This is a genomic window from Melittangium boletus DSM 14713 (assembly GCF_002305855.1).
GTDB lineage: Bacteria > Myxococcota > Myxococcia > Myxococcales > Myxococcaceae > Cystobacter > Cystobacter boletus.
The window spans coordinates 7,149,149-7,174,442 of the sequence record NZ_CP022163.1; the positions used below are offsets into that span (position 1 = coordinate 7,149,149).

A 25,294-nucleotide genomic window follows, 5' to 3' on the forward strand; every position below is an offset into this window, starting at 1 on the left:
CGTGGAGGTTGATCAGAGCGTGGGGTTGCTCACGCTGGCCAGGGCTTCCCCCGTCAACGACGCCGCATGCGCGAACAGGGCATCCACGGCGCGTTTCACGTTGAGGGGATCCCGGATGAAGAAATGGTGGCCGGGCAGCATCTGCAGCCGAAATGGCCCACGAGTAAAGGCCTGCCAGGACTTGAGGTGGGCGGCCATGACCGTCGGATCGTCGACGCCTCCAAGCGCCAGTACGGGCACGGCGAGCCGTTGTCGGACCACGGGAGGAACTGGCCAGCGGCAGCCCTGGGCGATGCAGAAGTCAGCCCGGGTTCGCTGAACGAGGGCGTCGGCCAGATGGGGCTCGGCCAGGACATCGGCGGGCAGCTCGCCAAAGACGCGGAGTTCGTTCAGGACACCCGCGTCATCCAGGGTGCGGAGATCCCGCTCATAGGGCGGGACATGGGGCGCGCGCCGCGCCGAGACCGCGAGCGCGGCGAGGGTGAAGGCACGGCGTTCGACTCCCTCCCGGGCGATGTGATGGGCGAGCGCGGCGCCCATGCTGTGGCCGAAGAGGAGCACTGGGCGTCCGCGCGCGGCCTCGGCGATGGCTGTCACGAGGGGGGACGTCACCGCGGCGAGATCCTCGAGGGGCGTCTCGCCGCGCCGACTCTCGCGGCCGGGCAACTGCACGGCCATGGTCTCGGCCCGCGCACCGACGTGCGTGGGCCAGTCGCGAAACGCGGACGCCGCGCCGCCCGCGTAGTGAAACAACACCAATAGCCTGGGGCCCCCCATCGGGGCTCTGTAATGATGCAGGAGCCACTTCCCAGCCATGTCTCAGCTCTCGGTCGCGGTGAGCCGGCTCGCCAGGTGAGCCGTCAGCTTGGTCACGGTCGGGTACTGGAAGAGGTCCACCATGGTCGGCTCGATGCCGAAGGCGTCGAGGATGCGCCCCTGCATGTTGGGCAGCAGCAGGGAGTGGGCACCCAGGTCGAAGACATTGGCGTCGTGCGCCAGCTCGTCCTCGTCCAGCTTGAGCACGTCGCACCAGAGCGCGGCGAGCTGGTCGGCGATGGCCGTCTGGTCCAGGGCGGCACGTGCGGCGGGCGGCGCGGGCTCGGCCGCCTTGGCCGTGGTCGCGGCGACGGGAAGCTGACTGGCCAGGAAAGCCGTCAGCTTGGTCACGGTCGGGTACTGGAAGAGGTCCACCATGGTCGGCTCGATGCCGAAGGCGTCGAGGATGCGCCCCTGCATGTTGGGCAGCAGCAGGGAGTGGGCACCCAGGTCGAAGACGTTGGCGTCGTGCGCCAGCTCGTCCTCGTCCAGCTTGAGCACATCGCACCAGAGCGCGGCGAGCTGGTCGGCGATGGCCGTCTGGTCCAGGGCGGCACGTGCGGCGGGCGGCGCGGGCTCGGCCGCCTTGGCCGTGGTCGCGGCGACGGGAAGCTGACTGGCCAGGAAAGCCGTCAGCTTGGTCACGGTCGGGTACTGGAAGAGGTCCACCATGGTCGGCTCGATGCCGAAGGCGTCGAGGATGCGCCCCTGCATGTTGGGCAGCAGCAGGGAGTGGGCACCCAGGTCGAAGACGTTGGCGTCGTGCGCCAGCTCGTCCTCGTCCAGCTTGAGCACGTCGCACCAGAGCGCGGCGAGCTGGTCGGCGATGGCCGTCTGGTCCAGGGCGGCACGTGCGGCGGGCGGCGCGGGCTCGGCCGCCTTGGCCGTGGTCGCGGCCGTGGTGTGGGCGCGCTGGCGCACGGTGAGTTTGATGCCGAAGGCGTCACCCAGCGTCTGGATTGCGTGCGGCTCCGCGCTGGTGTGCGCGGTCAGGCTGGTGAGTGGTTCCGGCGACATGTCGAGTTCCACCCGCATGCGCGGCCGGGTGGCATCGAGGCCGATGAACAAGGTGTCCTCGGCCTGGGCCAGGGCGCTGTCCAACAATTCGAGCGCGGCGTCGGGATTGAACACCATGAAGCCGCGCTCGCGGGTGAGCTCCTTGAGCGCGTAGCCGCGGCTGAGGCCGGTCTCGTCCCACATGGACCAGGCGAGCGTACACACCCGCGTGCCCTTGCCATTCCAAGATCCGGCGAGCGCTTCCTGGAAGCGATTGGCCGCCGCGTAGGTGGCGAGTCCCGGTCCGCCGAAATACCCGTTGACCGACGAGAACAGGGCAACCCAGGAGATGCCCAGCGCCTGGGCCGTCTCGACGACCGTGTGGCTGCCGGCGACCTTGGCGACCAGTCCTCCCAGGGCCTTGTTCCGGTCGAGCTGCGCGAGGGGCTGCTCGATGAAGCTGCCCGCGAGGTGGATGATGCCATCGGGCTTGCCGCCCAGCGACTCACCGGCGCGCACGAGTGCTCCGCGCAGCCCCTGGCTGTCGGTGACATCTCCGGCGACGTAACCGACCTCACCGAGCTGGCGCAGCCCGGCCAGAGCGGCCGCGCTGGCCGCGTCCAGTGCGCTCTCGGCGCGGCGGCCGAGGATGGCGACGCGGGCTCCGAACGCCGTCACGAGGTAGCGCACCAGCGCACGGCCAATGCCACCAAGCCCGCCGATCACGACATACCGTCCATCGCGGCGAAGCACGCTGCTCTGGCCCTGGAGGCTGGCCGGCGCCAACCGGCTCACCAGCCGGCGCCCACGGCGGTACGCGCTCTCAACCTCGCTGCCCGGGTCGCTGAGCTCACCGGTGACCACCTCGGCGAACGCCTCGAGCGAGTCGATGTCGACGCCGCGGGCTTGGGCCCGTGTCTCCTCGCGCAAGACGCGCATGAGCGCACCGATCATCGCGGCCTTGGGATCGGCGAGGAGTTCGCCCGTGCCGACGCGCACGGCCCCCTGGGTCACGGCCAGGAAGCGCGGATGATTCTTGCCGAAGCGCCGGGCCAGCGGCGGCAGCAGGGCGAGGAGGGCGTCGGTGGCGTCGAAGGGCGCCTCGGCCCCGGGCTTGTCGGCGAGGGGCCAGGCGTAGATGAGCGGCGCGGTGGCCGCCGTATGGGCAAGGTGCTCGACCAGCCGCGCGGCATCCTCGGTGCTGCCAGGCGCGAGGGTGATCCGATCGTCGCCGTTCAACGCGAAGCCAGCACCTGGCTCGACCACGAGGACACGGCGCTTCCCCGTGGCCAGCGCCGCGATCAGCTGCTTGCCTGGCTCGCCCGCGGGTGCGAACAACACCACCGTGTCCGGCAGGGGGCGTACGGGGGTGAGCCCGTGCGGTACCCAGCGGCGGCGATACACGCTACCCCTCAGCCCGTCGTTCCGGCTGACGGCGATCGGGTTGTTGGCCGCCGCCGCGTTCTTGCGGGGCCGCCGCCAAGCGGGCGCCAGGAGGCCCTTCTCGAGCCTGGCCTTGAGCACCTCTTTCTGGATCTTGCCGATGGAGGTGCGCGGCATTTCCTCGGGCGCCACCACCACCATCACCGAGGGGGAGATGCCGAAGGTGCGGGTGAGCTGGATGCGCAGGTCCGCGAGCAATGCCTCGCGCGCCTCACCCGTCTTCTCCGTGTGGAGGAACAGGGCGAGCTGGTCGGTGACATCTCCCGCCTCGCGCACGGCCATCGCCGCCGTGTGGGCGGGCACGACGCCGGGGATCGTCTCCACCATGCGCTCGATCTCGGTGGGGGCGATGTTGAGCCCGTTGACGATGAGGACGTCCTTGCGCCGGCCCACGATGTGGAGGCCCTGGTCGATGACGACGCCGAGGTCGCCCGTGTCGAACCATCCCTCGACGGGGAAGGACTCCCGGTTGGCCTCCGGGTTGTTCAAGTAGCCGTCGAAGATGCTGACGCCGCGGATCTGCAGCCGGCCGCGCTCGCCCTCGTTCATCACACGGCCGTCGTCGTCGGCGATGCGGATGGTGATACCGTGGATGGGCTGGCCGACCGACACCGACGCGGTCTTGGCCGAGGCCCTCCTGAAGTCCCGCTCGAAGGTCACTCCCGAGCACGTCTCGGACATGCCCCAGGCTGGACGCATGGCATCCGCGCGAAGGCCGTGCGGGGCCAGGAGTTCCATGAACTGCAGCGCCTGCTCGGCGACGATCGCCTCGCCGCCGTTGAGGATGAACCAGAGCGGTGACAGGTCCCAACGCTTCGCCCGCACCTCCTTGGCGCGCGTGTTGACCAGGCTGTACCCGAAGTTCGGTGCCCACGTCACGGTGACCCGGTACTGACTGCACCAGTCAATCCAGGTGAGCGGGTACTTGAGCACCAGGTTGGTTTCCGCCTGGATCTGCGAGCAGCCGCACACCACGTCGCGCAGATGGAACATGACCAGGCCGCCCACGTGATCCAGCGGCAGCCAGTTGAGGGACACCTCCTCGCGGCGGAAGCCATTGGTGAGGATCGTGGCGCGCGAGCGGCTGATCAGCCGGCGATGCGTCTGGGGCACGATCTTGGGCTCGGCCGTGCTGCCGGAGGTGAGCAGCAGCAGCGCCGGAGCATCCGAGGAGCGGGCCACTGGCGCGGCGAGGGGCGCGGCACCGCGGAGATTCTCCAGCGAGACCACGCTCCGTCCGGTAAGCCCACCGGCGCGCAGCAGCTCGGCGCTCTGCTCGGCGCGGTCCGCCCGGGTGATGAGCGCCGCGGACGGGAGCCGCGCCATGGTCGAGCGCACCTTCTCGCTTGCCGGCTCCCCCGCGGCCAGCAGCACGGGCACGGCGAGCGGCACTGGCACCAGCCCGGCCAGCACCGCGCCCCAGAACGCGGGCACGAAGTCACCGGGATCGGCCAGTTGCATGATGAGCTCGCTCCCGGGGGCGAGGTTCGCGCTCACCAGCCCGCCCGCGATCCGCCGGGCCTCGGCGAGGAGCTCGGGATAGGAGGAGAAGCGCTCGCCCGCCGCGGTGAGGAAGCGGACTCCATATTCAGGAGAGATGCGTGCCGCCCGCTCCAGCACCTCGGCCAGGTTCGCGGGCGTGTCGGGCGAGGCGGGCAGCTCGGGCCCCTGGAGATAGGCCGGCCGGGGGCTGGCGTGCTTCGGGCTGTCGGCGAGGGTCGTCGGCGACTCGAGCGGAGCTGACTCGACCGCCAGCGAAGCCGCTGGATCCAGGGCGCGCAACCGCTCGCCCAGGCTCGCGAGCGCGTTCTCGTCGAGCACCGGAAGGAGCTGGAGTTGAGCGCGATCGAGCTGGCCGCCGCCATCACGCGGCAGGCTGGTGAGCGCGACGACGGCCGCGAGTTCCTGGGGGGGCACGCCCTGTTCGGCCGCGAGGGCGCGTGCGCCCTCCAGCGTCACCGGCTCGGACGCGGCCACGTACGCGACGAGGCGTTGTCCGCCATCACTTCCCTGGCGAGACAGGACGGCACAATCGCGCACCTGGGGGGCCGCGAGCAGCGCCGCGGACAACCTGGCGGCGAGTTCCTCACCACCCATGGAATGCTTGTTCGCAACGACAGGCTGATTCATTGGCAGCAGTCTCCTGATTCAACGAGACGCAACGGACATGGCCGCTGGCGATTTCAAGACATCGAGGATGGCCGCTACCTTGGCTTCGATGTTGTCTCGTATGAAGAAATGACTTCCTGGAAATGTCTTCAGATCAAAGCTGATGCTGCTCTGACGCGACCAGGCGCCCACCTGGGCAGGAGGGGCGACATAGTCATCCACTCCGGCCAGGCCGGTCATGGGCACTGGGAGCGGTGGCTCCTCGGCCATGCAATAGGAGTGGTCGAGCGCGAGATCGGCGCGAACGATGGGCAGAACGATGTCGAGCAACTGGCGATGCGCGAGGATCTCTTCGACCAGGCCATTGAAGCGCCTGAGCTCGGCGATGAATTCCTCTCGGGGCAGCTCGTGAACGGGGCCGATGTTGCTGGCGAGCTCCGGGCCGATGTGGCCCGAGGCGAAGAAGTGGCGGGGCAGGGGTCGCCCCAGGCGGCGCATCCGGCGCATCACCTCGAATGAGAGGATGGCGCCGAAGCTATGGCCAAACAGCCCGTCGATGGGGACCTTGAGCGTGGCCAGCGCGGCCGTGATGCCCTCGACGGCCGCGTCGAAACTGGTCAGCAACGGCTCGCCGATGCGGTTCTCGCGGCCAGGAAGCTGGATGGCGATCAAGGCCACGTCATCCGGCAGGTGTGTCCGCCAGGGCGCGTACAGCGACGCCCCACTGCCGGCCGAGGGAATGGCGACCAGCGTGAGATTCGGATGCGCCGGCATGCGAATGGGGCGCAACCAGGGACTCTGGGGCACTTCGACCATGGCGGACCTTCTGTGCGCGGATGAGGCGGTCCGCCTCAGGCCAGATGCGGAAAGGGTTGTCCCAGGTTGTTCTCGCGGCGGATGCGATTGTGCCCGTAGCGATCCTCTCCGCTCACCAGCACGCAGCCGTAGTTCGCCGCGTCCAGATCGAAGTCCCCACCATGGGCGCGGAACTTGCGCTCGTACGGGTAGACGCGCACGTCCGTGGACGTGTACCGGCTGGTGATGGCGAAGCGGGTCTTGCGCTGGGTCGTGTTGGGATACGACGCATGCACGCACTTGGCCGTGAAGATGACGCACTCACCCGGTTGCATCTCCATGGCGAGCGCCTGGCTCTCGTCGGGCATCCACTTGGGGTCGACCTTGAACTCCTGGAAGTCGTAGCCGAAGAAATCGCTCTTCGCCTCGATCGAGCGGTACGCGTCGGAGCGCCCTTGGGTCACGGCCTTGGACTCGTCGTAGTAAACCTTCTTGTGGCTGCCGGGCAGGAACTTCATGCACCCGTTCTCGCGGGTGGCCTCGGTGAACACCGTCCAGACGGTGATATCGAGGTGGTCGCTGTTGCGGCCGTCCACCGGCTCCAGCATGGGCACACCGGTCGCGTAGCGGTAGTTCGCGACCTGGTGCCACTCGGTCCCGGCGGCGCCGGGAAACTTCGGGAAGAACTCGGTGCGCCAGCCCAGGAGATCCATGCCCAGGATGCCGCGCACGCGACGAACGATGCCCGGGTGGCCAACGTGCTGCGACAACTCGGGGATGTCGAAGTGCCGGTCGTAGTTGACGTCGTTCTTGTGCAGCGCGTGGCTCCGGTCGGCGTTGCGCATGCGAATGGTTTGTAGAAGCTCTCGCGCCACCTCGGGCTCGTAGAGCTTGAACGGACCAATCACACCGTCTTGCTTGAAGCGGGTGATTTCCTCGGGGGTCAGCAGGGTGTCAGGAGCAGTGTTCATGGGATGGCCGCTGAATGCGCGACCTTGTTGGGGGCGCGCGTGGACAAGTACGACGCAATCTCTTGGTCGATGAAGGCAGCATCACGGCCGACACCTCCGAGCAGGGAGGAGTCGAAGTAGTACAGCCACTTGAGGCCGAGGAAATAGAGTCCGGGAGAAGACGTCACGCCCCGCTGGTGCTGGGGCGCGCCTTCCTCGGTGAAGACCGGCACATGGACCCAGGGGTAGCTGGGCCGGTAGCCCGTGGCCCACACGATCGCACCGAAGCGGTGCTGGGTGCCGTCGGCGAAGCGGACCTCGTTGCCATCGACGGCCACCACCCGCGATTGCAGCTTGATGCCGTGCTCGGCGGCGAGCCGCTCCGGCGTGGTCCCGATGACCTCGTCCGGCTGATGCTTCATGCGGCTGCCCAGGCGCGAGTCGGCGGTGACGCGAGGAAGGCCGAGGAGGTGGGCCCACCAGAAGAGATCCCGTCCCAGGATGCGGCGCCGGAGCCACGCCGTGCGACCCAGGGCCAGATGGACCTTGTGGGTGCGCGCCAGATCCTGGGCGATGCCCGCTCCGGAGTTACCGCAGCCGACCACCAGGACGTCCTCGCCAGCGGGCATCTGCTTGGAGCTCCGGTAGTCCTTGCTGTGCATCTGCACCACCCGCTCGTCCGCGCCGCGCGCCGCGTCGGGAATACGGGGCTCGTGGTACGGACCGGTGGCGAGCACGACCACGGGGGCTTCGAAAACACCCTGGTTGGTCTCGGCCTGGTAGTTCTCGCCCACCCGGCGCAGGCTGCTCACCTTGTGGTTGGTCTGGACGGGAATGGAGAACTTTTTCGCGTACCGGACCAGGTAGTCGGCCACCTGGTCCTTGTGGGGGAAGGACCACGCGGGCCCTTCGAAGTCCATACCGGGCAGATTGTTGTACGGGCACGGGGTGATGAGCTGCAGAGACTCCCAGCGATTGCGCCACATGTGGCCGATTTCCGAGCCACCGTCGAGGATGGTGAATTGCTGGCCACGCCGCGCCAGGTAATAGCCCAGGGCCAGGCCGCTCTGGCCTCCGCCGATGATCAGGACATTGGAGCGATGCGTGGAATGTGCTTGGGTAGTGGAAGTCATCTCGGTGTTTCTATCTGCCAGGGGTTAGTGGTTTTTAGGAACTGCCCGGTCGTTGAGAGCCATGCCGAGCCGCTCGGCCAACGTGGCGACATGGGGCTCGGTCATCATCGAGTAATGATCACCGGCGATGTGATGATGCTTGATGCTGGAGGCCAGACGCCGCCACGGGGCGACCCGCTCGCGCTCGTCGGACTCGGCCGCATCGAGCAGGACCACGGGCGCGCGCACCGGCGTCGGGGCGTAGCCATCCATGGCCGCGCTGTGGTGCAGGAACACGCGATACAGGCGCTCGAGCTGTTCCGTGGTGACGTCCTGGGCAATGGCGCCAGCGGCCTTGGCCTGTGCCAGCACCGCGGCCAGCCGGGCGCCATCGTCCAGGGTTTCGAGCCCACTCATGTCGAGGTTGCATGGACGGCCACTCGTCGCCAGGAGATCCCTCATGAACCAGGCCAGAAGCGCGAGGTCGCTTAGCATGGATTTACGTCCGGGCACAGCGCTGTCGATGAGCGCGAGCAGATTGACCTCGTCACCCCGCGCCTCGAGCACGCGCGCCATCTCGAGAGCGACCAATCCACCCATGGACCAGCCGCCCAGGAGATAGGGCCCCTGGGGCTGAATCTCGCGCACCGCGTCGACATAGATGTTGGCCATCTCCTGCAAGGTATTCAGTGGCTTCTGGTCGCCGACGAAGCCGCGTGCTTGCAGCCCGTACACCGGACGCTCCGGGGCGATGGACGCGACCAGCGCACGGTAGCAGAAGACATTACCACCCACGGGGTGGACCAGGAAGAGCGGGGTTTCGGAGCCGCTCTTGCGCAACGGCACCACGGGCGACCAGTCCAGGGACGCGTGCGTTGCTCGCGTGGCCTCCTGGGCCGCTTGCTCGACCCGGTCCGCCTGGTGGGCGATGGTCGGCCCTTCGAGCATGCTGGACAAGGGCAGCTCACGGCCCAGTTGCGCATGCACCCGCGCCAGCAGGCGGACGGCCGCGAAGGAGTGGCCTCCCAGCTCGGCGAAGAAGTCATCGTGAATGCCGACCTCGTCGAGGGCGAGGACCTCGCGCCAGATCTCCGCGAGGGTGTTCTGGAGGGGGGTCTGTGGCGCTACCCGCTTGGCGCGTCGAGCGCCGGCGAGCACGGCGTCGGGCGCGGGCAGGGATTTGCGATCGACCTTGCCATTGGACGTCAGGGGCAGCTCGGACAGGAGGACGAACTGACCGGGTACCATGTAGGCGGGCAAGCTGGCCGAGAGGTGTTTGCGCAGTGCCTCGATGTCCACGGGCGCGGGCGCGTCTCCGGGCCCCGGCTCCTGACCCACGACATAGGCGACCAGGCGCCGCTCACCGCGGCTGGGGCCGTGGGCGGTGACCACACAGGCTTTCACCCGCGGGTGCTTTTCCAGGGTGGCTTCGATCTCGCCCAGCTCGATGCGATACCCCTGAATCTTGACCTGGTGGTCCGCGCGGCCGAGGAATTCGATGTTGCCGTCAGGCAAATAACGGCCGAGATCTCCGGTGCGATACAGCCGCTCTCCGGTCACGGGGTGGGTGATGAAACGCTCGCGGGTCTTGTCCGGGTCGGACAAGTAGCCTTTGGCCAGACCGATCCCCGCGATGTAGAGCTCGCCCTGGACCCACGTGGGCCGCGGCCTCAAGGACTCGTCGAGCACGTGGAAGCGCTGATTGTCCAGCGGACGGCCATAGGGAATGCTCTGCCAGGTGGGATCCACGCGATCGATCGGATGGATGATCGACCAGATCGACGCCTCGGTCGCGCCGCCCAGGCTGACCACCTGGCATTGAACCGCGCGGGACTGGATGCGCTCGGGCAGCGCCACGGGAATCCAGTCGCCACTGAGCATGGCGACTCGCAGGCTCTCGATGGGGGCGGCATGATCCTGCTCCTCCCGATCCACCAGGAGTTGCATGAGCTGGGGAACCGAGTTCCACAGCGTCACCCGGTGCTCGCGGACGAGCTTTGCCCAGTGGGCGGGATCGCGAGCATGCTCGGCATCCGGGATCACCACGGTGCCGCCAGCGGCCAGTAGACCGAAGACATCGTAGACCGAGAGATCGAAGCTCAGCGACGACACCGCCAGCACCCGATCCTCGGGCCCGACGGCGAAACGCCGATTGATGGCGAGGACCGTGTTGACCGCGCCGCGATGGTCGATCATCACCCCCTTGGGCAGACCGGTCGAGCCCGAGGTGAAGATGACGTAGGCGAGATCGGTCGCGGTCTGGATGAAGGGCAGCGGCGTGGCGTCGCCCGTCTCGGATTCGTGACCGACCACGAGGCGTGGCAGGGCCTCGGGCCAATCGACCGTGTTGTCGAGCGCTTGCTGCGTGAGGACCAGGGCCGCGCGGCCATGGTGCATGAGCGCGTGCAAGCGCTCTCGCGGCAGGGACGGGTCGATGGGCAGGTACGCGGCACCCGCGTTGAGAATACCCAGCGCCGCCACGAGCTGCTCCCAGCCCTTTTCCATGCTGATGGCCACGAGCTGGTTCGGGCCAATGCCCAGGGCGCGGATGCGGTGCGCCAGCCGGTTGGCGCGATCCCTGAGTTCTCCATAGGAGATCACGCGATCGCCCGCGATGATCGCCGGGTGCTCGGGGCGCTGGGCCACCTGCGCGGCGAAGAGCTCGTGAAGCATCTCGCCGGGGATGGGCTTGTCCGAGGCGTTGGCCTGGGCGCGAGCGCCGAGTTCGGCGGGACGAAGCTCGACGGGCCTGGTCTCGTCCCAGCCGCGGCCCTTGGCGAGCTTGGCCAGGAGATCATTGAAGATCGCGAACATGGACGCGGTCAGGCCAGGCGGGAAGATGCCCTTGCGCACATCCCAGTGGAAGCGCAGGCCCGCGCGGGACTCCATCACCTGATGGTCAATCCACACATGGGGGGTCTGCAGCCGGTTGCTGACCACCGTGAAGAAGAGTGCATCCGACTCGACCTCCTCGGCGGACATGTGCAGGCTGCTGGCCAGGACCACGGGCATGGACGAGGCCACGCTCGAGCCCCGCTGCCGCGCCAGCTCGCGCACGACCTGGATGCCGCTCACCTGCGCGTGCTCCATGTCGTTCCACAGCTGGGTTTGCAGCGCGCGCACCCGCTTCTCGAACGCGATGGGCTCGCGATTGTCGACCTCGAGGAGGATGGTGGTGCTGAAGTTGCCGACCACTTCCTGGATCTGTGGATGCCAGGAGGGGCGGTTCTGATAGAGCAGATTCAAGGTGAAGTGAGGGCTCTCGCTGAACTCCGCGATGGCCTCGGCATAGACCGCCGCGACCAGCGCGGCCGGGGTCAAGCCCGCGGCGCGGGCCCGCCGCTTGAGGGCATCCCATGAGGCCCGGGGCAGCAGGCCCTCATGTCGCTCGAAGGCCGAGCCTCCGTCACTCGAACCCTTGCCCTGGGCGTTGCTGGCCCGGGGCAGGTTCGGCGCCAGCGGCAGCGTGGCCAGGCGATTGCGCCAGTAGGTCTCGGCACGCTCGAACGCCGGCGTCACGCGGGCAGCGCGCAACGTGTTGACGTAGTCGCGGTAGTCGACGGTGACAGCCGGGAGTTCGGCGTTCGCATCGCGGTATAGCAGGTCGAGATCGCGGATGAAGATCCGGCCGCTCTGGAGATCGCCGAGCAAGAGCGGAAAGCCCAGGTGGATGCGGTAGCGCCGGGCGTCAAGTCGATGCACGCGCAAGGCCAGCGTGGGCCAGGTATCGGCCGACAGACCCCGGGATGCGTGCTCGAGCTCGGTCCGCAGCAACGTGGCCGAGCGCTCCTCCTCCGTGAGGCCGCTCAGGTCCACGAGGTCGACGCGGAAGCGCGGCGTCTGGGGCAGGACTTGCTGGAGGCCGTCCTTGCGGATGACCGCGCGCAACATGGGGTGCCGCTCGATGACCTTCTGAAAGGCGCGCTCGAACCGCTCGACGTCGAGATCCAGGATCTCATGCTCGAGATAGGCCACGCCCGGCAGGCCGCCACCGGACAGCGAATCGGACTGACCCAGCCAGTAGGCCTGTTGCAGGTCGGTGAGCTCGAAGGGCTCGTGGCGATGGGTGGGCTCGGACTTGACGATGATCGCACCCGCCTCGCTTGGCGCCGAGGCCGATGTGCTCCTGGCCTGCTTGTCGGCGATCACCCGCGCCAGCTGCCTGATGGTCGGGGCCTCGAAGAGCACGCCCAGGGTCAGCTCCACGCCAAAGTGTTCGCGGATGCGAGCGACCATCCGAACCGCCGAGAGCGAGTGACCCCCCAGCGAGAAGAAGTCCTGATCGAGGCCGATGTTGGGCACGCCCAGGAACTCCCGCCAGATGTCGATCAGGGTCGCCGTCGGCCCCTGGGCCGTCGTCTGGCCCGAGGTGGGCGCGCTGGTACGCCCAGGCTCCTGGGCGTTGGCCGCGGGGCCCGAGGTCTTGTGGTTGCCCACCTGAAGCTCGGTGCGCTCCACGAGCTCAAGCGCTCCGCCAGCGCGATACCGGCCGAGAGCGCCAGTGCGATAGACGACACCCGGCCCGAAGGGGTTGGGCTGGAATCGCGAGCCCACCGCCACGCCCTCCCCGCCAACGAGGATCTCACCCACGTGCCCTTCGGGCGCCAGACGACCGCGGGCATCGACGACATAGACCGCGGCGTTGCTCAGCGCGGGGCCCACGGGAACGGTGAGACGGGCGAGGTGCGTCCTGTCCACGCGTTGCAGGTTGGACCAGACCGTGGTCTCGGTTGAACCGTAGCCGCTCCACACCGAGTGGCCGCGCTCGAGCAGCTCGGTCGCGAGCGAGCTCGGGAACATCTCGCCACTGGCGCAGAGCCGCATGCCCGGCTTGCCGCCCCAGCCCGCGTCGACCAGCGTCCTCCACAGGGAGGGGGTGGCCTGCATGAAATCGATGGGATGGCGCTCGATGAGCGAGATGAGCCGCGCCGGGGTGAGCCGCTCCTCGGTGCTCGCCAGGAGCACCTTGCCTCCCCCGAGGAGCGGCAGGAGGAAGTCGGGAACCGACGTGTCGACGGAGGCCGGCGAGACGTTGAGAAGGGTCTCCGAGCCGTCCATGGCCAGCCGCTCGCTCGCCGCGGCGAGGAAGCGGGTGACGTTGCGATGGCGCACCGGTACGCCCTGGGGCTTGCCGGTCGTGTCCGAGCCATACATCACGTACGCGATGTCGTCCGGTGCCGGGAGATTCGCCAGGGCCGTGTCCGGGTTGTCGTCACCGGTGAGAGAGTCGAGGGGAAGGTCGCGCACCGAGCCGCTCGCGACCACGTCCTCGTTGTTCTGGGCTACCCGGATGACCGCGACGGCACCGGCCTCCGCGATGAGCTCGCGCAGTCGCGGGGCAGGGGACCGCGTATCGAGTGGGACATACGCCGCTCCGGCCGCCAGCACCCCGTGGATGGCGGTCAGGAGCTCGAGCGAGGGCTCGAGGAGGAGCGCGACCCGGTCGCCGCGCTGGATGCCCTGCCGGGTCAGGGAACGGGCGATGGCGTGCGCGCGGCGGCCAAGCTCGGCGTAGGTGAGCCGTGCATCGCCCGCGATCGCCGCGATCCGCTCGCCGTGGGCGGCCGCCGCGTTGTTCAGGAGCGCGGAGAGGGTGTCGCCGGTGCCCGGAGGGGCGAGGCGGGGGGTGGCATGGGCCTCGAGGAAGGCCGCATCCGCGGCCTCGTCGCGCAGCGGCAGGTCGTAGACCTTGGCCTTGGCGTCGCGCACGAGCGCGCGGATCATGATCACGAACTGGTTCGCCAACGTCTCGATCGTGTTCCGGTCGAACAGCTGGCTGTTGTAGTCCCAGGAGATGACGACCTCGCCGTTCACCTCCATGATGTTCGGCATCAAATCGTAGTCGACATAGCGCGGGCGGAACTCGAGCTGCTCGACGGTGAGCCCGTTGAGCCGCGGAAGATCGACCCGGTCCCAGTTGAAGGCCACCGAGAAGAAGGGCGCGCGGCTGGGATCGGCGCTCGACATCGCCTTGACCACGAGATCGCTGAAGGGGTAGCTCTGGTGATCGTAGGCATCCAGGAGCGTGGCGCGCAGGCGATCGAGATACGTGGCCACGCTGTCACCGAGCTCGAGCCGGCTCACGATCGGATAGACGTTGGACAGGTATCCGACCATGGTCTCGCTCCCCTCGCGGCCACGGCCACCAAACGGCACACCCACCACCACCTGGTCCTGCCGGGCGACGCGATGAAAGAGCGCGGCGAACGCGCCGAGGACAACCATGAAATAGGTGCTGCGAATCTCCTGCGAGAAGCCCTTCAGGCGGGTGAAGAACGCGGCATCCAGCGTGAGCGTCACCCGATCGCCGTCATATGTCTTGGCCGGCGGTCGACAGCGGTCCGTGGGGAGTTCCAGCGCGGGAAGTCCCGCGCCTATCACTCGGAGCCAATATGCCTCCTCGCGGGCATATTCAGCCTCCTGATGCTGGGCGAGCCTCCAGCGGACGTGCTCGGGGAAGCTCGGGGCCGGAGGCAGCTCGGCGGCCTTGCGCGCATCCGCGTAGAGCGCGGCGAGCTCCGTCAGGAGGATGCCGACCGAGACTCCGTCGCAGATGAGGTGATGGCTGGTGAGGATGAGCACATGCTCGGTCTCGGTATGCTTGACCACCGCCAGCCGGACGAGCGCCTCGGTGAGCTCGAAGGGCCGCTCGGCCTCGTCGGCCAGGAGTCCCTCCAATTGCCGTGCTCGCGGCTCCGGGTCCAGGGCCGACAAGTCGATCACCGGCACTTCGCTCAAACCCTTGACGAGCACGGACTGGCTCTCGCCATCGGCGGCGAACACGGTGCGCAGCGCCTCGTGGCGGGCGATGACGGCCGTGTAGGCACGTTGCATCGCCGCGATATCGAACGGACCGGTCAGGCGCAGCACGATGGTCTGCGCATAGGCCATCTGACCATCGGCGCCCATGCGCGCGAGGAACCAGAGCATGCGCTGGTCCCCGGTGAGGGGCAGGCGAAGCGCGACCCGTTCACTGTCATCGTCGTCCGCGCTGCTCGCGAGGGCGGGCGTCGCCTTGGTCGAGGTCGCGCGCGGGCGGGCCGCGGAGTTGCCGACGCTGGGCATGACGATGGGCGCCGTCGACGTGTACGTGAGGGCGGTCCCCTGCGTCTTCTTGGCGGACTTGCGATAGCGCTCCTTGAGCTCCACGAGAGAGCGCAGGTGGTGGCGCACGTAGTCGTGCTCGACACCGAAGTCGATGAAGCAGGCGAGTTCGTCGACACCCGCGGCGACGAGCTGATCGACCACCGCGGCCGTGCTCTCCACGGTGCCGATGAGGGCGCTGCCCCCGACATAGCGGTTGTAGGCCGCGTTCAGCAGGAACGCGCGATCCTCGGGAGTCAGGGTGTCGAAGTCGGCGGTGAGACCCTGGTCCCGGACCATCTGCTGGAACAGGCCCAGGGACGAGGCGAGGTAGCGGCCAAACGGCCCGCGGGCCTTCTCGCGCACCTCGTTCAGGTCCGTGCCCACCAGCGTATGCAGCAGCACGGTGACGTGGCCCCGGTCGGGGTCGAGGCCGGCCTCCTGGCGGGCCTGGCGGTAGACCCGGATGTTGTCCGCGATGTCGGAGATCTTCTGGCCAATCAGGTTGGTGAGGACACCCAGGCCGAGGCGGCCGGCCAGGGCCCACGTCTCGCGGTTGCCGAGCGTGGTGAGCCACACGGGCAGCGAGGCGCGGGTGGGACGGGGGAAGATGCGGACATCGACGTCCTGCCCATTGGGTCCGGAAAACGGCACCGTGTTGGCGCGCCAGAGGTGTTGGAGCGCACCGAGGCGCTCGATCATCACCTCGCGCTTGCGCTCCCAGCTTTCCGGATCGAGGACGAAGTCATTGGCGTGCCAGCCCGAGGCCAGGGCGAGGCCCACGCGGCCATGGCTGAGGTTGTCGAGAACCGCCCACTCCTCGGCGACGCGGATCGGATGCTGGAGGGGGATGAGCACACTCGCGCGGAGATCCACCCGTTGCGTCTCTTGCGCGAGCGCCGCCGTGACCACGGAGGGATTGGGCGAGAAGCCACCGAACGAGTGGAAATGCCGCTCGGGCAGCCATACCGCCTGGAAGCCATTCTCATCGGCGAACCGGGCCCCATCGAGGAGGAGGCTGTACTTGTCCGCCTGGGCGTCCTCGGCGAGGTCGCCGAAATAATAGAGGGAGAAGTCGATGGTGGACTCGCCGGAGCGGCGAGCGATGAAGCTGTCGTCGACGATGGGCGGAGGCATCGCGCGCGTCGGGGGCTTCGACCGCGCCGGTTCGGGCGCCCGTGCTCCCGGGCTGTCCGCGTCCTGGCGCATGGCACGGCCGAGGAGCGAGCTACGGCCCGCATCGACTCCGCGGTGGCCGCTCGTCATGGGCGCCGAGGCCTTGGACTCGGCCACGGCTCGCGGTGCCGAGGTCACGGGGCTGGCCGCCGCGGGCTTCGCGCCAGGGGAGGGACGCCCCGTCGCGCCGGAGCCCGGACCCCCCGACGCTCCACCTCCGGGGCCTTCCCGGCCGGGCCAGAACCCGCCGGCCTTCATCTCGGCCACGCTCTCATGCACGGCCCGGATGATGACATCCATGTCGGTGTCATCATGAGCCGTCGAGATGAAGCAGGTACGTCCCTCCCACACGTACACGCCCTTCTCGATGAGGTGGTAGAAGAACAGGTCAATCTCGATCGGCTGGTAGACGAAGCTCAGGTTGCCCGATTGAGCGAAGCGGAAGAATGAACCGAAGTTGACCGCCATGAGCGGCACCTGGTTGTTCGTGAAGACCTCGTTCAGGATCTCCATCAACCGGTCGGCGCGCTGGTTGAGGTCGCGTTGCAGCTCGCCGCCCCTGTTCAGCATCTCCGTCAACGTGGCGTGGCAGGCCGTCATGGCCAACGGGTGTTTGCTGAACGTGCCCGCGGTGTACGTGGTGTTCTCGTTGGGGGTGCTGTCATCCCCGTAGTTCCACATCCCCCCGTCGACCCGGTCCATGATGTCGCGTCGGCCCGCGATGACGCCGAGTGGCAGACCACCTCCGATGATCTTTCCGTAGGTCACCATGTCGGCCTGCACGCCGAACCACTCCTGCGAGCCGCCGAGGGCGATGCGGAAGCCGACCAGGATCTCGTCGAACACGAGGATGCTGCCGGTCTCGCGGGTGACCTCGCGCAGCGCCTGCAAGAACTCGGTCGGATGCAGGTCGGGACGGCGGTTCTGTACCGGCTCGACAATGACCGCGGCGAGCTCATGGCCGTGGGCGCGGATGGTGTCGATCGACCGCATGTTCGCGTAGGGCAGCACGATGATGTCATCGATCATCCGCTGGGGGGTGCCGATCGCCATCGGACGCGCCGTGACGCCTCCGCCCTCGACGTCGGGGGTCACCATCGTCCCGTCGAAGTGGCCGTGATAGGAGTTCTGGAAGAGCACCACCTTGGACCGGCCCGTGGCGGCTCGCGCGATGCGCATCGCGGTCATCACCGCTTCGGTGCCAGAGTTCAGGAACAGCACCCGGTCCATGCCCGTCGCGGTCGAGATCAAGCGGGCGCACTCCCCCGCGAGCTCGCTCGCGGGGCCGATCTGGTAGCCCTTGTCGATTTGCCCGGCGAGGGCCTCGCGCACGAAATCAGGGTTGTGGCCGAACAAGGTGGCGCCAAAACCCATGGCGATGTCCACGTACTCGTTACCGTCCAGGTCCCAGATCCTCGAGCCCTTGGAGGCCGTGGCGACGATGGGGTACGTGAGCTCCTTGGTCTGCAGCCGGAATCCCGACGAGGACCTTCGGGTATTGACCAGCTTGTCGCGAGTCTCGGCCGCCATCTCCTTCGAGCGTCCGGTCTTCTGCGTGTAGCGCGCGGTGAAGCGCGCCAGGTACTCCTCCTGCTGGGGCGTGAGGCGGTTCGCCGGCCCGCGCGGAGCCGCTGCCGGACTGGCCGCGGGCTTCGTCCCGCCAAAGCGAGGCGGCTGATAAGAGGTGGTCGCGGCCGGCGCGGGCACACGCGCCGGTGCGGGGGCGGGTGCCGGTGCCGGTGCGAACGTCGCGGTGGGCCTTGGCGTTTCGGGCACGGGGGCGCGCCGGGGCGCGCTGGGCGTTGGTGGTGCCACCACCGGGGCCACGGGGGCCGGAGCGCGGGCCGTGTTCCCCGCGGGGCTGGCCGTATCGCCGTGTTTGGCGGCGACACTGGACGCCACGGGCGAGGCCTCGACCAGGTGGGCCGCGATCTGGTTCACCGTGAGATAGACTTCAAACAAGTCACGGACGGACATCCGGACCTGCCAGATTTCGGCCAGCTTCTTGATCGCCGACACCATGACGAACGAGTCGGCGCCCAGCTCAAGGAGCGGCGTATCCTGATCGAGGCGATCGGCATCCGTGGACAGCTGCTCGGCGAACAGCGCGCGGACAGCTCGGGCGGTTGCGGCAACGGCTGTGTTGCCGCCAGGTGAAGCTTGATGGGTCGGAGCGTCGACTTGCATGGCTTCTTTCTTGCTCTCTACGGTTGTCTTACTGGCCCAGAAGCGAGTGCGTCTGAACGGGTAGGTGGGCAGGCTTACCCAACTCGGCGTCTTTCCAGGAAACAGGCCCTTCCAATCGAGCTCGACGCCGAGAGCGTGAAGGCTGGCGGCGGCGGAGGAGAAGGCGCGCTCGGGGTCGGAGGAATCCAGGGAGGAGAGGGCGGAGACGCCGGAGCGGGAGGAGCGGATGAGGCCGGACAAAACGGGGCGGGGGCCAATCTCCAGGAAGTGGGTGACTTTCTTGGAGACGAGGGCGTCGACGCCCTCGCGGAAGCGCACGGTGTGGCGCAGGTGCTGGGCCCAGTAGTCGGGGCCGAGCAGGCCCTCGGAGGCGAGGGAGCCGGTGAGGTTGGAGGCGAGGGGAAGGGAGGGAGGGAGGTGAGGGAGGAGGGAGGCGGCGGAGGAGAGGGCGGCCATGGCGGGTTGCATGGCGGCGGAGTGGAAGGCGTGGGAGACGTGGAGGCGGCGGGTGTTGTGGCCGGAGGACTCGAGGGAGAGGGAGAGCCTGTCGATGTCGGAGGAGGGGCCGGAGAGGACGCAGGACTGGGAGGAGTTGTCGGCGGCCAGCTCGAGGGAGGGGAAGGAGGAGAGGAGGGGAGAGAGGTCCGAGGCGCAGGAGAGGACGGAGAGCATGGAGCCGCCGGGAGGGAGGGCGGCCATGGCGCGGGAGCGGGCGAGGACGAGGGAGTAGGAGTCGTGGAGGGAGAGGACGCCGGCGAAGTGGGCGGCGACGTACTCGCCGATGGAGTGGCCGATGAGGGCGGAGGGGGTGACGCCGAGGCTGCGCCAGAGGGAGCAGAGGGCGTACTCGAAGGCGAAGAGGGCGGGCTGGGCGAGGCCGGTGTCGGAGAGGGCGGCGTCGGAGGAGGAGAAGACGAGGGAGGAGAGGGACTGGCCGCCGGAGGCGTCGAGGTGAAGGGCGGCCACCTCGTCGAAGGCGGAGCGGAAGGAGGAGAAGCGCTTGTAGAGGGAGGCGCCCATGCCGGCGTACTGGGCGCCCTGGCCGCTGAAGGCGAAGCCCAACTGGACGCGGCCATTCTGCGGGGCCGTCCCACGCACCACGGTGGCCGAGACGCGGCCGGCGGCGAGGGCTTCCAGGCCGCGGGCCAGCTCCTCGTGGGTGCGGCCCACCACGGCGCCGCGCTCGCGGAAGGGGGAGCGGCCGGTGGCGGCGCTGAAGGCCCAGTCGCGGGGAGGGTGAGGACTTGTCGCCAGCGCCGTGGAATACCGCCGTGCCAACTCCCGCAGCGCCGTCTCGTCCTTGGCGGACAGCGGAATGCACACGGCGGGCATCTCGTCTCCCGCGATGGCCTCGTTCTTCCCCGCCGGTGCGGGTGCCTCCTCGAGGATGCAGTGGGCGTTGCTGCCGCTGATACCGAAAGAGCTCACCGCGGCACGCCGTGGCCGTCCCGTGCTCGGCCAGGACGCGAGACGCGCCGCGACTTGTACGGGAATGTTGTCCCAGTCGATTTCCCGGTTCGGCGTGGCGAAGTTGAGCTGAGGGGCTATCTCGCCATGCTCCACGGCCAGTGCCGCCTTGATGAAGGCGAGGAGGCCCGCGGCTGCCTCCAGGTGGCCAAAATTGGTCTTCACCGAGCCGACGAACAGCGGGGTGGTGCGGCCGGCATAGGCGGCGGCGATGGCCTCGACCTCGATCGGATCACCCAGGCGCGTGCCGGTGCCGTGTGCCTCCAGGTAATCGATATCGTCCGGGCCGAGCAGCGCTGCCTTCAGGGTGTGGGAGAGGAGATGGCGCTGGGCCTTGCCGTTGGGGGCCGTGAGGCCATTGCCGCCACCGTTGTGATTGCTCGCCGAGGCGCGCAGCACGGCGCGGATGCGGCCATGCTCGGCCGTGGCATCCGGCAGCCGGCGGAGCACGACCGCGGTGACGCCTTCCCCTTGGACGAAGCCATCGGCGGAGTCATCGAAGGCTCGGCATACACCGGTGGGCGACAACGCGCTGATGCGGCTGCGGAGGATGGGGTTGAGGGGGGAGAGGATGAGATTGACGCCCGCCACGATGGCGGCATCACACTCTCCCGTCCTCAGACTCTGCGCGGCCAGATGGAGCGCCACCAGGGAGGACGAACAGGATGTATCCACTTGTAGCGCCGGACCATTGAAGCCCAGGAGATAGGAAATCCTACCGGCGCTGACGCTGCGGCTGGTCCCCAGGCTCGTGTAGGCGGTCAGCAACTCGAGCCGCCTGTCGTCCACGGTGAGTTGGTGGTAGTCGTCCGTGCTCATCCCGATGAAAACACCGGTCTTGAGCTGCCTCAGCCGTTCAATGGGAAGGCCCGCATCCTCGATTGCCTCCCAGACGACCTCCAGCAGCAGCCGATGCTGCGGGTCCATGTCGGCCGCCTCACGGGCCGAAATGCTGAAGAAGGCAGGGTCGAACTCGTCGATGCTGTTGAGGTATCCGCCGTGCTTCGTATACGTCTTGGCCGGCATTTCAGGACGGGGATCATAATAGGCATCCACGTCCCAGCGGGTTCGAGGCGTCTCGCGAATCCCACTGTGACCCGTGCGCAGCGCCTCCCAAAGCCGAGCGGGTGTATCAATATCGGCTGGCAGCCGACAGCCAATCCCCGCTACCGCGATTCCATGGGGAATGGGGAGCTGCTGAGCCCGCTCTCGCCCGCTGCGTAACCCACCGAGAAGGGCACGCAAAACCTCCGGCGAGATCTTCCGCTCCCGCACCAAGGCCTTGAGCGTGTGTTCGAAGGAGTGGCCGTTTGGACTCACCAATTCTCCCTAGCTCTTCCATTCTTTCATAGTTTGCGGATGCGTCGCCTTTTGAACATGAGCTGAGAGGCGTGTCAATAACTCATGTCTCGGCTCCTGCTGAATACCCACGCATTCTTGGTGGATCGTGTCAGTCTGGTGATTCCGTGCTCTGTGCTTATTTCCTGCCATGGTGAAACGGAATGGTGCCGCCATTCAAAAGACAGCCTGGGCGGGAGGGTCACGCCGCGCCGCGCAGTCATCCTTAGCCAGTATTGCGGACGTCACTCCGTTTTATTGGAGGAATGTGCCGCTTTCGTCGCCTGCTTGTTCGTTGGGAAGTTAGGTTAACGTGGCGCAATGATGATCAGCTTCCGGACGTTCGTTCCCCTGGCCTTGCTCCTCATCGCCTGCCGCGGTTCGAGCAAATCTCCCGAGCCCGAGCCCGCCGAATACAAGCCCTCTGACTACGAGCCTGGCTACACCCCCGGTACCGTCGAGGAGTGCGCCAGTCTGCGCGCCGCGCTGTTCGAGGACTCCGCCACCATCATCGCGTCGCAACCCCCTGCCACCTTCGCGGACCCACGCCTGCCGCTCGAGGCCGGGCTCAACAACCGCCTCAGGGTCTTCCTGGATCGCCAATGTTACAAGCTGCCGGGTTGGAGCGGCGAGGATGGTATCCACCTCACGGGCACGCCCACCCAGGGCGCCACGCACGGCTGGGTGCGTGTCTGGTACTCACCCGAGGTGAGCGCCTGGCTCCAGCGCGGCCGCCCCGAGGGCGAGGTCCCCGCGCAGGCGATCATCATCAAGGAGACCTTCAGGCCGATCGGCGAGGCCAAGGAGGAAGGCGGCGTCTTCAAGCTGGTGGCCTGGCAGCCGATGATTCGCCGTCCCCTGGATTCGCGCGACGGCTGGTTCTGGAGCGATATCGCCCAGGACGAGGTGCGCCACGGGGTGGTCTCGTGCAGCAGGCCCCCGCTGGCGTGGAACTCGGCGGACACGCTGCGCCTCGACAATTGCCGCCCGTTCAACGGCTTCGGCTACCAGGTATGCCTGCGTTGCCACGCCTCTCAGCGCGACTTCACGTTCGCGCAGACCACGCACCTGCCCGCGAGCACCGGCGGCGGGCGCGCGCTCACCCAAACCATCTATGACTATCGCCGCGTCTGGCGCGACGCCGACGCCCAGAACCCCGACAACCACTACGACGATTACAAGAACGCGCCCGCCAGCACGTACATCGCACCGCACCCCGACCGCGACGCGATCCACCCCGCGCTCGGCAGTGCCAATCCGGACTTCGTCGCGCAGTACGGCCTGCCCGCCGACGAGAGCGCGCCCTTCGAGGACATCCCGCGCTTCTTCGACCATGTCTACCCCAAGGCCGGTCATGGCAAGCCCGACACCTTCCTCACCTCGGACCAGTGCTGGGGTTGCCACTCGGGAGTCGCCCACGTCGCGCAGGGTCTCGACGGTGCCGGCTCGATGCTCGCGCGCGATGGCGAGTTGGCCCCCGGCAAGCCGCGCTACGCGGACGTCTCGCCCTATGGTGAGTGGTCGGTCTCGATGATGGGCCTGGCTGGGCGCGATCCGATCTTCCGCGCCCAGCGCGAGTGGGAGGCCGATCACCGTAGCGCCTGCGCCGATGAAACCACCGACCTCTGTTACAGCTGCCACGGCGCCGCCGGTCAACGGCAACTCCACATGGACGCGCCGTCACGCAAGTTCGATCATGCCATGATCTCCGCGCTCTCCGACTCTCCCGACGCGAAGTACGGCGAGCTCGCGCGCGATGGAATCACCTGCTCGGTCTGCCACCAGATGAGCGGCGAGAATCTGGGGACGCCCGCCAGCTATACCGGCAACTGGATTCCGACGGCGGCCGACGACGTGATCGGGCCGTTCTCCACCGACGTGCGTGCCGATCCGATGAAGCGCGCGCTCGGCAAGACGCCCTCGGGCGAGGGCGGCCGAGACCAGGTCGTGAAGAGCTCCGCGCTCTGTGGCTCCTGCCATGTGGTGCGGCTGCCCGTGCGCAAGGTCGGCTCGTGCATCAACGAGCGCTTCGTCTACGAGCAGGCGACCTTCCTCGAGTGGCGCAACAGCAGCTACCGGAAGAACGACGCGTTCATCTCGGATGAAGGGCACGACGGCGCGACGCCCCAGAGTTGCCAGGACTGCCACATGCCGCGGAGCTTCGCCGGCAGCCCGCTCAAGAAGAAGATCGCGAGCATCGAGGATGCCGACTACCCGACGGCGAGCATCGAGGGCGTCCCCGACGTGCACGCCAACGTGGACCTCGTCGAGCGCGAGCCCTTCTCGCGGCACCAGCTCAATGGCATCAACCTGTTCGGGCTCAGCATGTTCGCGCAGGCCCCGCGCGTGTTCGGCCTCGCCGACTATGACTACATTTCCAACCAGCACGGCGAGCCGACTCGCCTGCAGATGATGACCGCGCTCCTCGGCGGACGTGCCCTCGCCGACGCCTCGGCCGCCGTCGAACTCGGCGAGCCGACGGTGATCGGCGACCATCTCGAGTTCACCGTGAAGGTCACCAACAAGGCCGGCCACAAGCTGCCCTCGGGTGTCGCCTTCCGCCGCGCCTTCCTCGAGGTCTCCGTCGAGGATGCCGCCGGCAAGACGCTGTGGGCCTCGGGCCGCACCAATGGCGCGGGTGCCATCGTCGGCGGCGATGGCCAGGTGCTCGCGAGCGAGATGGACCTCCTCACGCCCGAGCCCCACCACCAGGTCATCACCCGTGAGAACGAGGTGCAGATCTACGAGGAGCGCATCGCCGATTCCGACGGCAAGCTGACCACGAGCTTCCTCGGCCTCTACCAGCCGGTCAAAGACAACCGCCTGCTGCCCACCGGCTGGAAGTCCAACTTCGCGCCCCTCCTGGAGGGCGGCAAGCTGCCCGATGGCCTCGCGCCGCACGGCGTCGACGGCGATTCCGAGTACCCCGACGATGGTTCCGCCGCGTGCGGTTGTGACGTCGTGACCTACAAGGTGCCGCTCTCCGTCATCACCAGCCACGCGCGGCTGCGCGCACGGCTCCACTACCAGGCCATCCCTCCGTATTACCTGCGCGACCGCTTCAGCGTTCCCCTGCCTGATGCCCAGCGCCTCTACCAGATCACCAGCCACCTCGACACCACGAGCCCGTCCAGCTTCATCCCCGGTTGGAATTTGCCGCTCACAGAGGCCGTGCGCGCGTCGCGTTAGGGCGGGCAAGACACCCCGGAGCGGCCCTCTTCCGCTCCGGGGCGCGGCCGCGACCCTGGGGCCCGCAGCCTGGCGTCGACATATCAAGTTTGAGCGCTTAATAATGCGCGGATGAGCTTGACCCATGAAGACAAGGCCCGAATCCACGGCATGCGGAGCGAACAGTTCCAGCTTTACCTCGAGCGGCTCGAGGCGGAGCGGACCAGCCTGTTGCCCCAGATGAGTGAGAACAACCGTCCCTTCCTGGAGAAGGGCTTCGAGGCTCGGCGCAAGACATTCCTCCAGGGCCTGGAGGCCTTGAAGAACTCCAGCCTGCGCAACTTCCAGCCGGATGAGCCCATCGATGTGGGCGCATTGGTCCAGGTGCGTTTCATCGACGCGGGAAAGGATGACGTGGAGTGGCGGTGGGTCACGGCCCCCACGGAAACGGACAAGCCTTTCTCCTACGAGGGCACCGAGATTGTCTTCAACCGGGGCGGGCTGGGCTCGGGGGCCATGCTCATCGGACGCAAGGCGGGCACCCCCATGGTGGTGCCGGGCGACAGCTGCTCCGACGCCGATGTCAAGATCGAGATTCTCGCGGTCCTCTGAAGGACCGGCACTCGGCGCTACCCATCTCCGCCATTTGCACGT

The 25,294-nt window shown here is 67.9% G+C and carries 8 protein-coding genes; 2 read left to right on the plus strand and 6 right to left on the minus strand.

Translation table 11 applies throughout. The features are described from left to right. Nucleotides 1–12 precede the first annotated feature (12 nt). The 6 genes from MEBOL_RS29805 to MEBOL_RS29830 are packed head-to-tail and all read right to left on the minus strand — an operon-like array spanning nt 13 to nt 21,454. Entirely contained in the window at nt 13–816 is an 804-nt protein-coding gene (locus MEBOL_RS29805; protein WP_095980612.1) for a thioesterase II family protein, read from the minus strand. Between the two features lie 3 nt (nt 817–819). Further along, the gene (locus MEBOL_RS29810; RefSeq protein WP_218920827.1) at nt 820–5,352 is read right to left on the minus strand and encodes an SDR family NAD(P)-dependent oxidoreductase; all 4,533 of its coding nucleotides are present in this window, start codon (nt 5,350–5,352) and stop codon (nt 820–822) included. A 51-nt stretch (nt 5,353–5,403) separates the two neighbouring features. Then, nucleotides 5,404–6,180, minus strand: a complete 777-nt coding sequence (locus MEBOL_RS29815; protein WP_095980614.1) for a thioesterase II family protein — start codon at nt 6,178–6,180, stop codon at nt 5,404–5,406. A gap of 35 nt (nt 6,181–6,215) precedes the next feature. Next, the gene (locus MEBOL_RS29820; RefSeq protein ID WP_095980615.1) at nt 6,216–7,130 is read right to left on the minus strand and encodes a chlorinating enzyme; all 915 of its coding nucleotides are present in this window, start codon (nt 7,128–7,130) and stop codon (nt 6,216–6,218) included. Continuing rightward, entirely contained in the window at nt 7,127–8,242 is a 1,116-nt protein-coding gene (locus MEBOL_RS29825) for a flavin-containing monooxygenase (protein ID WP_095980616.1), read from the minus strand. The genes MEBOL_RS29820 and MEBOL_RS29825 overlap by 4 nt, the downstream gene beginning before the upstream one ends. 24 nt (nt 8,243–8,266) lie before the next feature. Then, entirely contained in the window at nt 8,267–21,454 is a 13,188-nt protein-coding gene (locus MEBOL_RS29830; protein WP_170115616.1) for a non-ribosomal peptide synthetase/type I polyketide synthase, read from the minus strand. 339 nt (nt 21,455–21,793) lie between these two features. Between MEBOL_RS29830 and MEBOL_RS29835 the strand changes: the two genes are divergently transcribed. Next, the gene (locus tag MEBOL_RS29835; protein ID WP_095980618.1) at nt 21,794–24,661 is read left to right on the plus strand and encodes a hypothetical protein; all 2,868 of its coding nucleotides are present in this window, start codon (nt 21,794–21,796) and stop codon (nt 24,659–24,661) included. Nucleotides 24,662–24,772: 111 nt separating this feature from the next. Next, nucleotides 24,773–25,252, plus strand: a complete 480-nt coding sequence (locus MEBOL_RS29840) for a hypothetical protein (RefSeq protein WP_095980619.1) — start codon at nt 24,773–24,775, stop codon at nt 25,250–25,252. Nucleotides 25,253–25,294 lie beyond the last annotated feature (42 nt).

Excerpts from the sequence above, each read along its gene's own strand:
- MEBOL_RS29805 (WP_095980612.1), bottom strand. The coding sequence starts at position 816 with ATGGCTGGGAAGTGGCTCCTGCATCATTACAGAGCCCCGATGGGGGGC.
- MEBOL_RS29810 (WP_218920827.1), bottom strand. The coding sequence starts at position 5,352 with ATGGGTGGTGAGGAACTCGCCGCCAGGTTGTCCGCGGCGCTGCTCGCG.
- MEBOL_RS29815 (WP_095980614.1), bottom strand. The coding sequence starts at position 6,180 with ATGGTCGAAGTGCCCCAGAGTCCCTGGTTGCGCCCCATTCGCATGCCG.
- MEBOL_RS29820 (WP_095980615.1), bottom strand. The coding sequence starts at position 7,130 with ATGAACACTGCTCCTGACACCCTGCTGACCCCCGAGGAAATCACCCGC.
- MEBOL_RS29825 (WP_095980616.1), bottom strand. The coding sequence starts at position 8,242 with ATGACTTCCACTACCCAAGCACATTCCACGCATCGCTCCAATGTCCTG.
- MEBOL_RS29835 (WP_095980618.1), top strand. The coding sequence starts at position 21,794 with ATGATGATCAGCTTCCGGACGTTCGTTCCCCTGGCCTTGCTCCTCATC.
- MEBOL_RS29840 (WP_095980619.1), top strand. The coding sequence starts at position 24,773 with ATGAGCTTGACCCATGAAGACAAGGCCCGAATCCACGGCATGCGGAGC.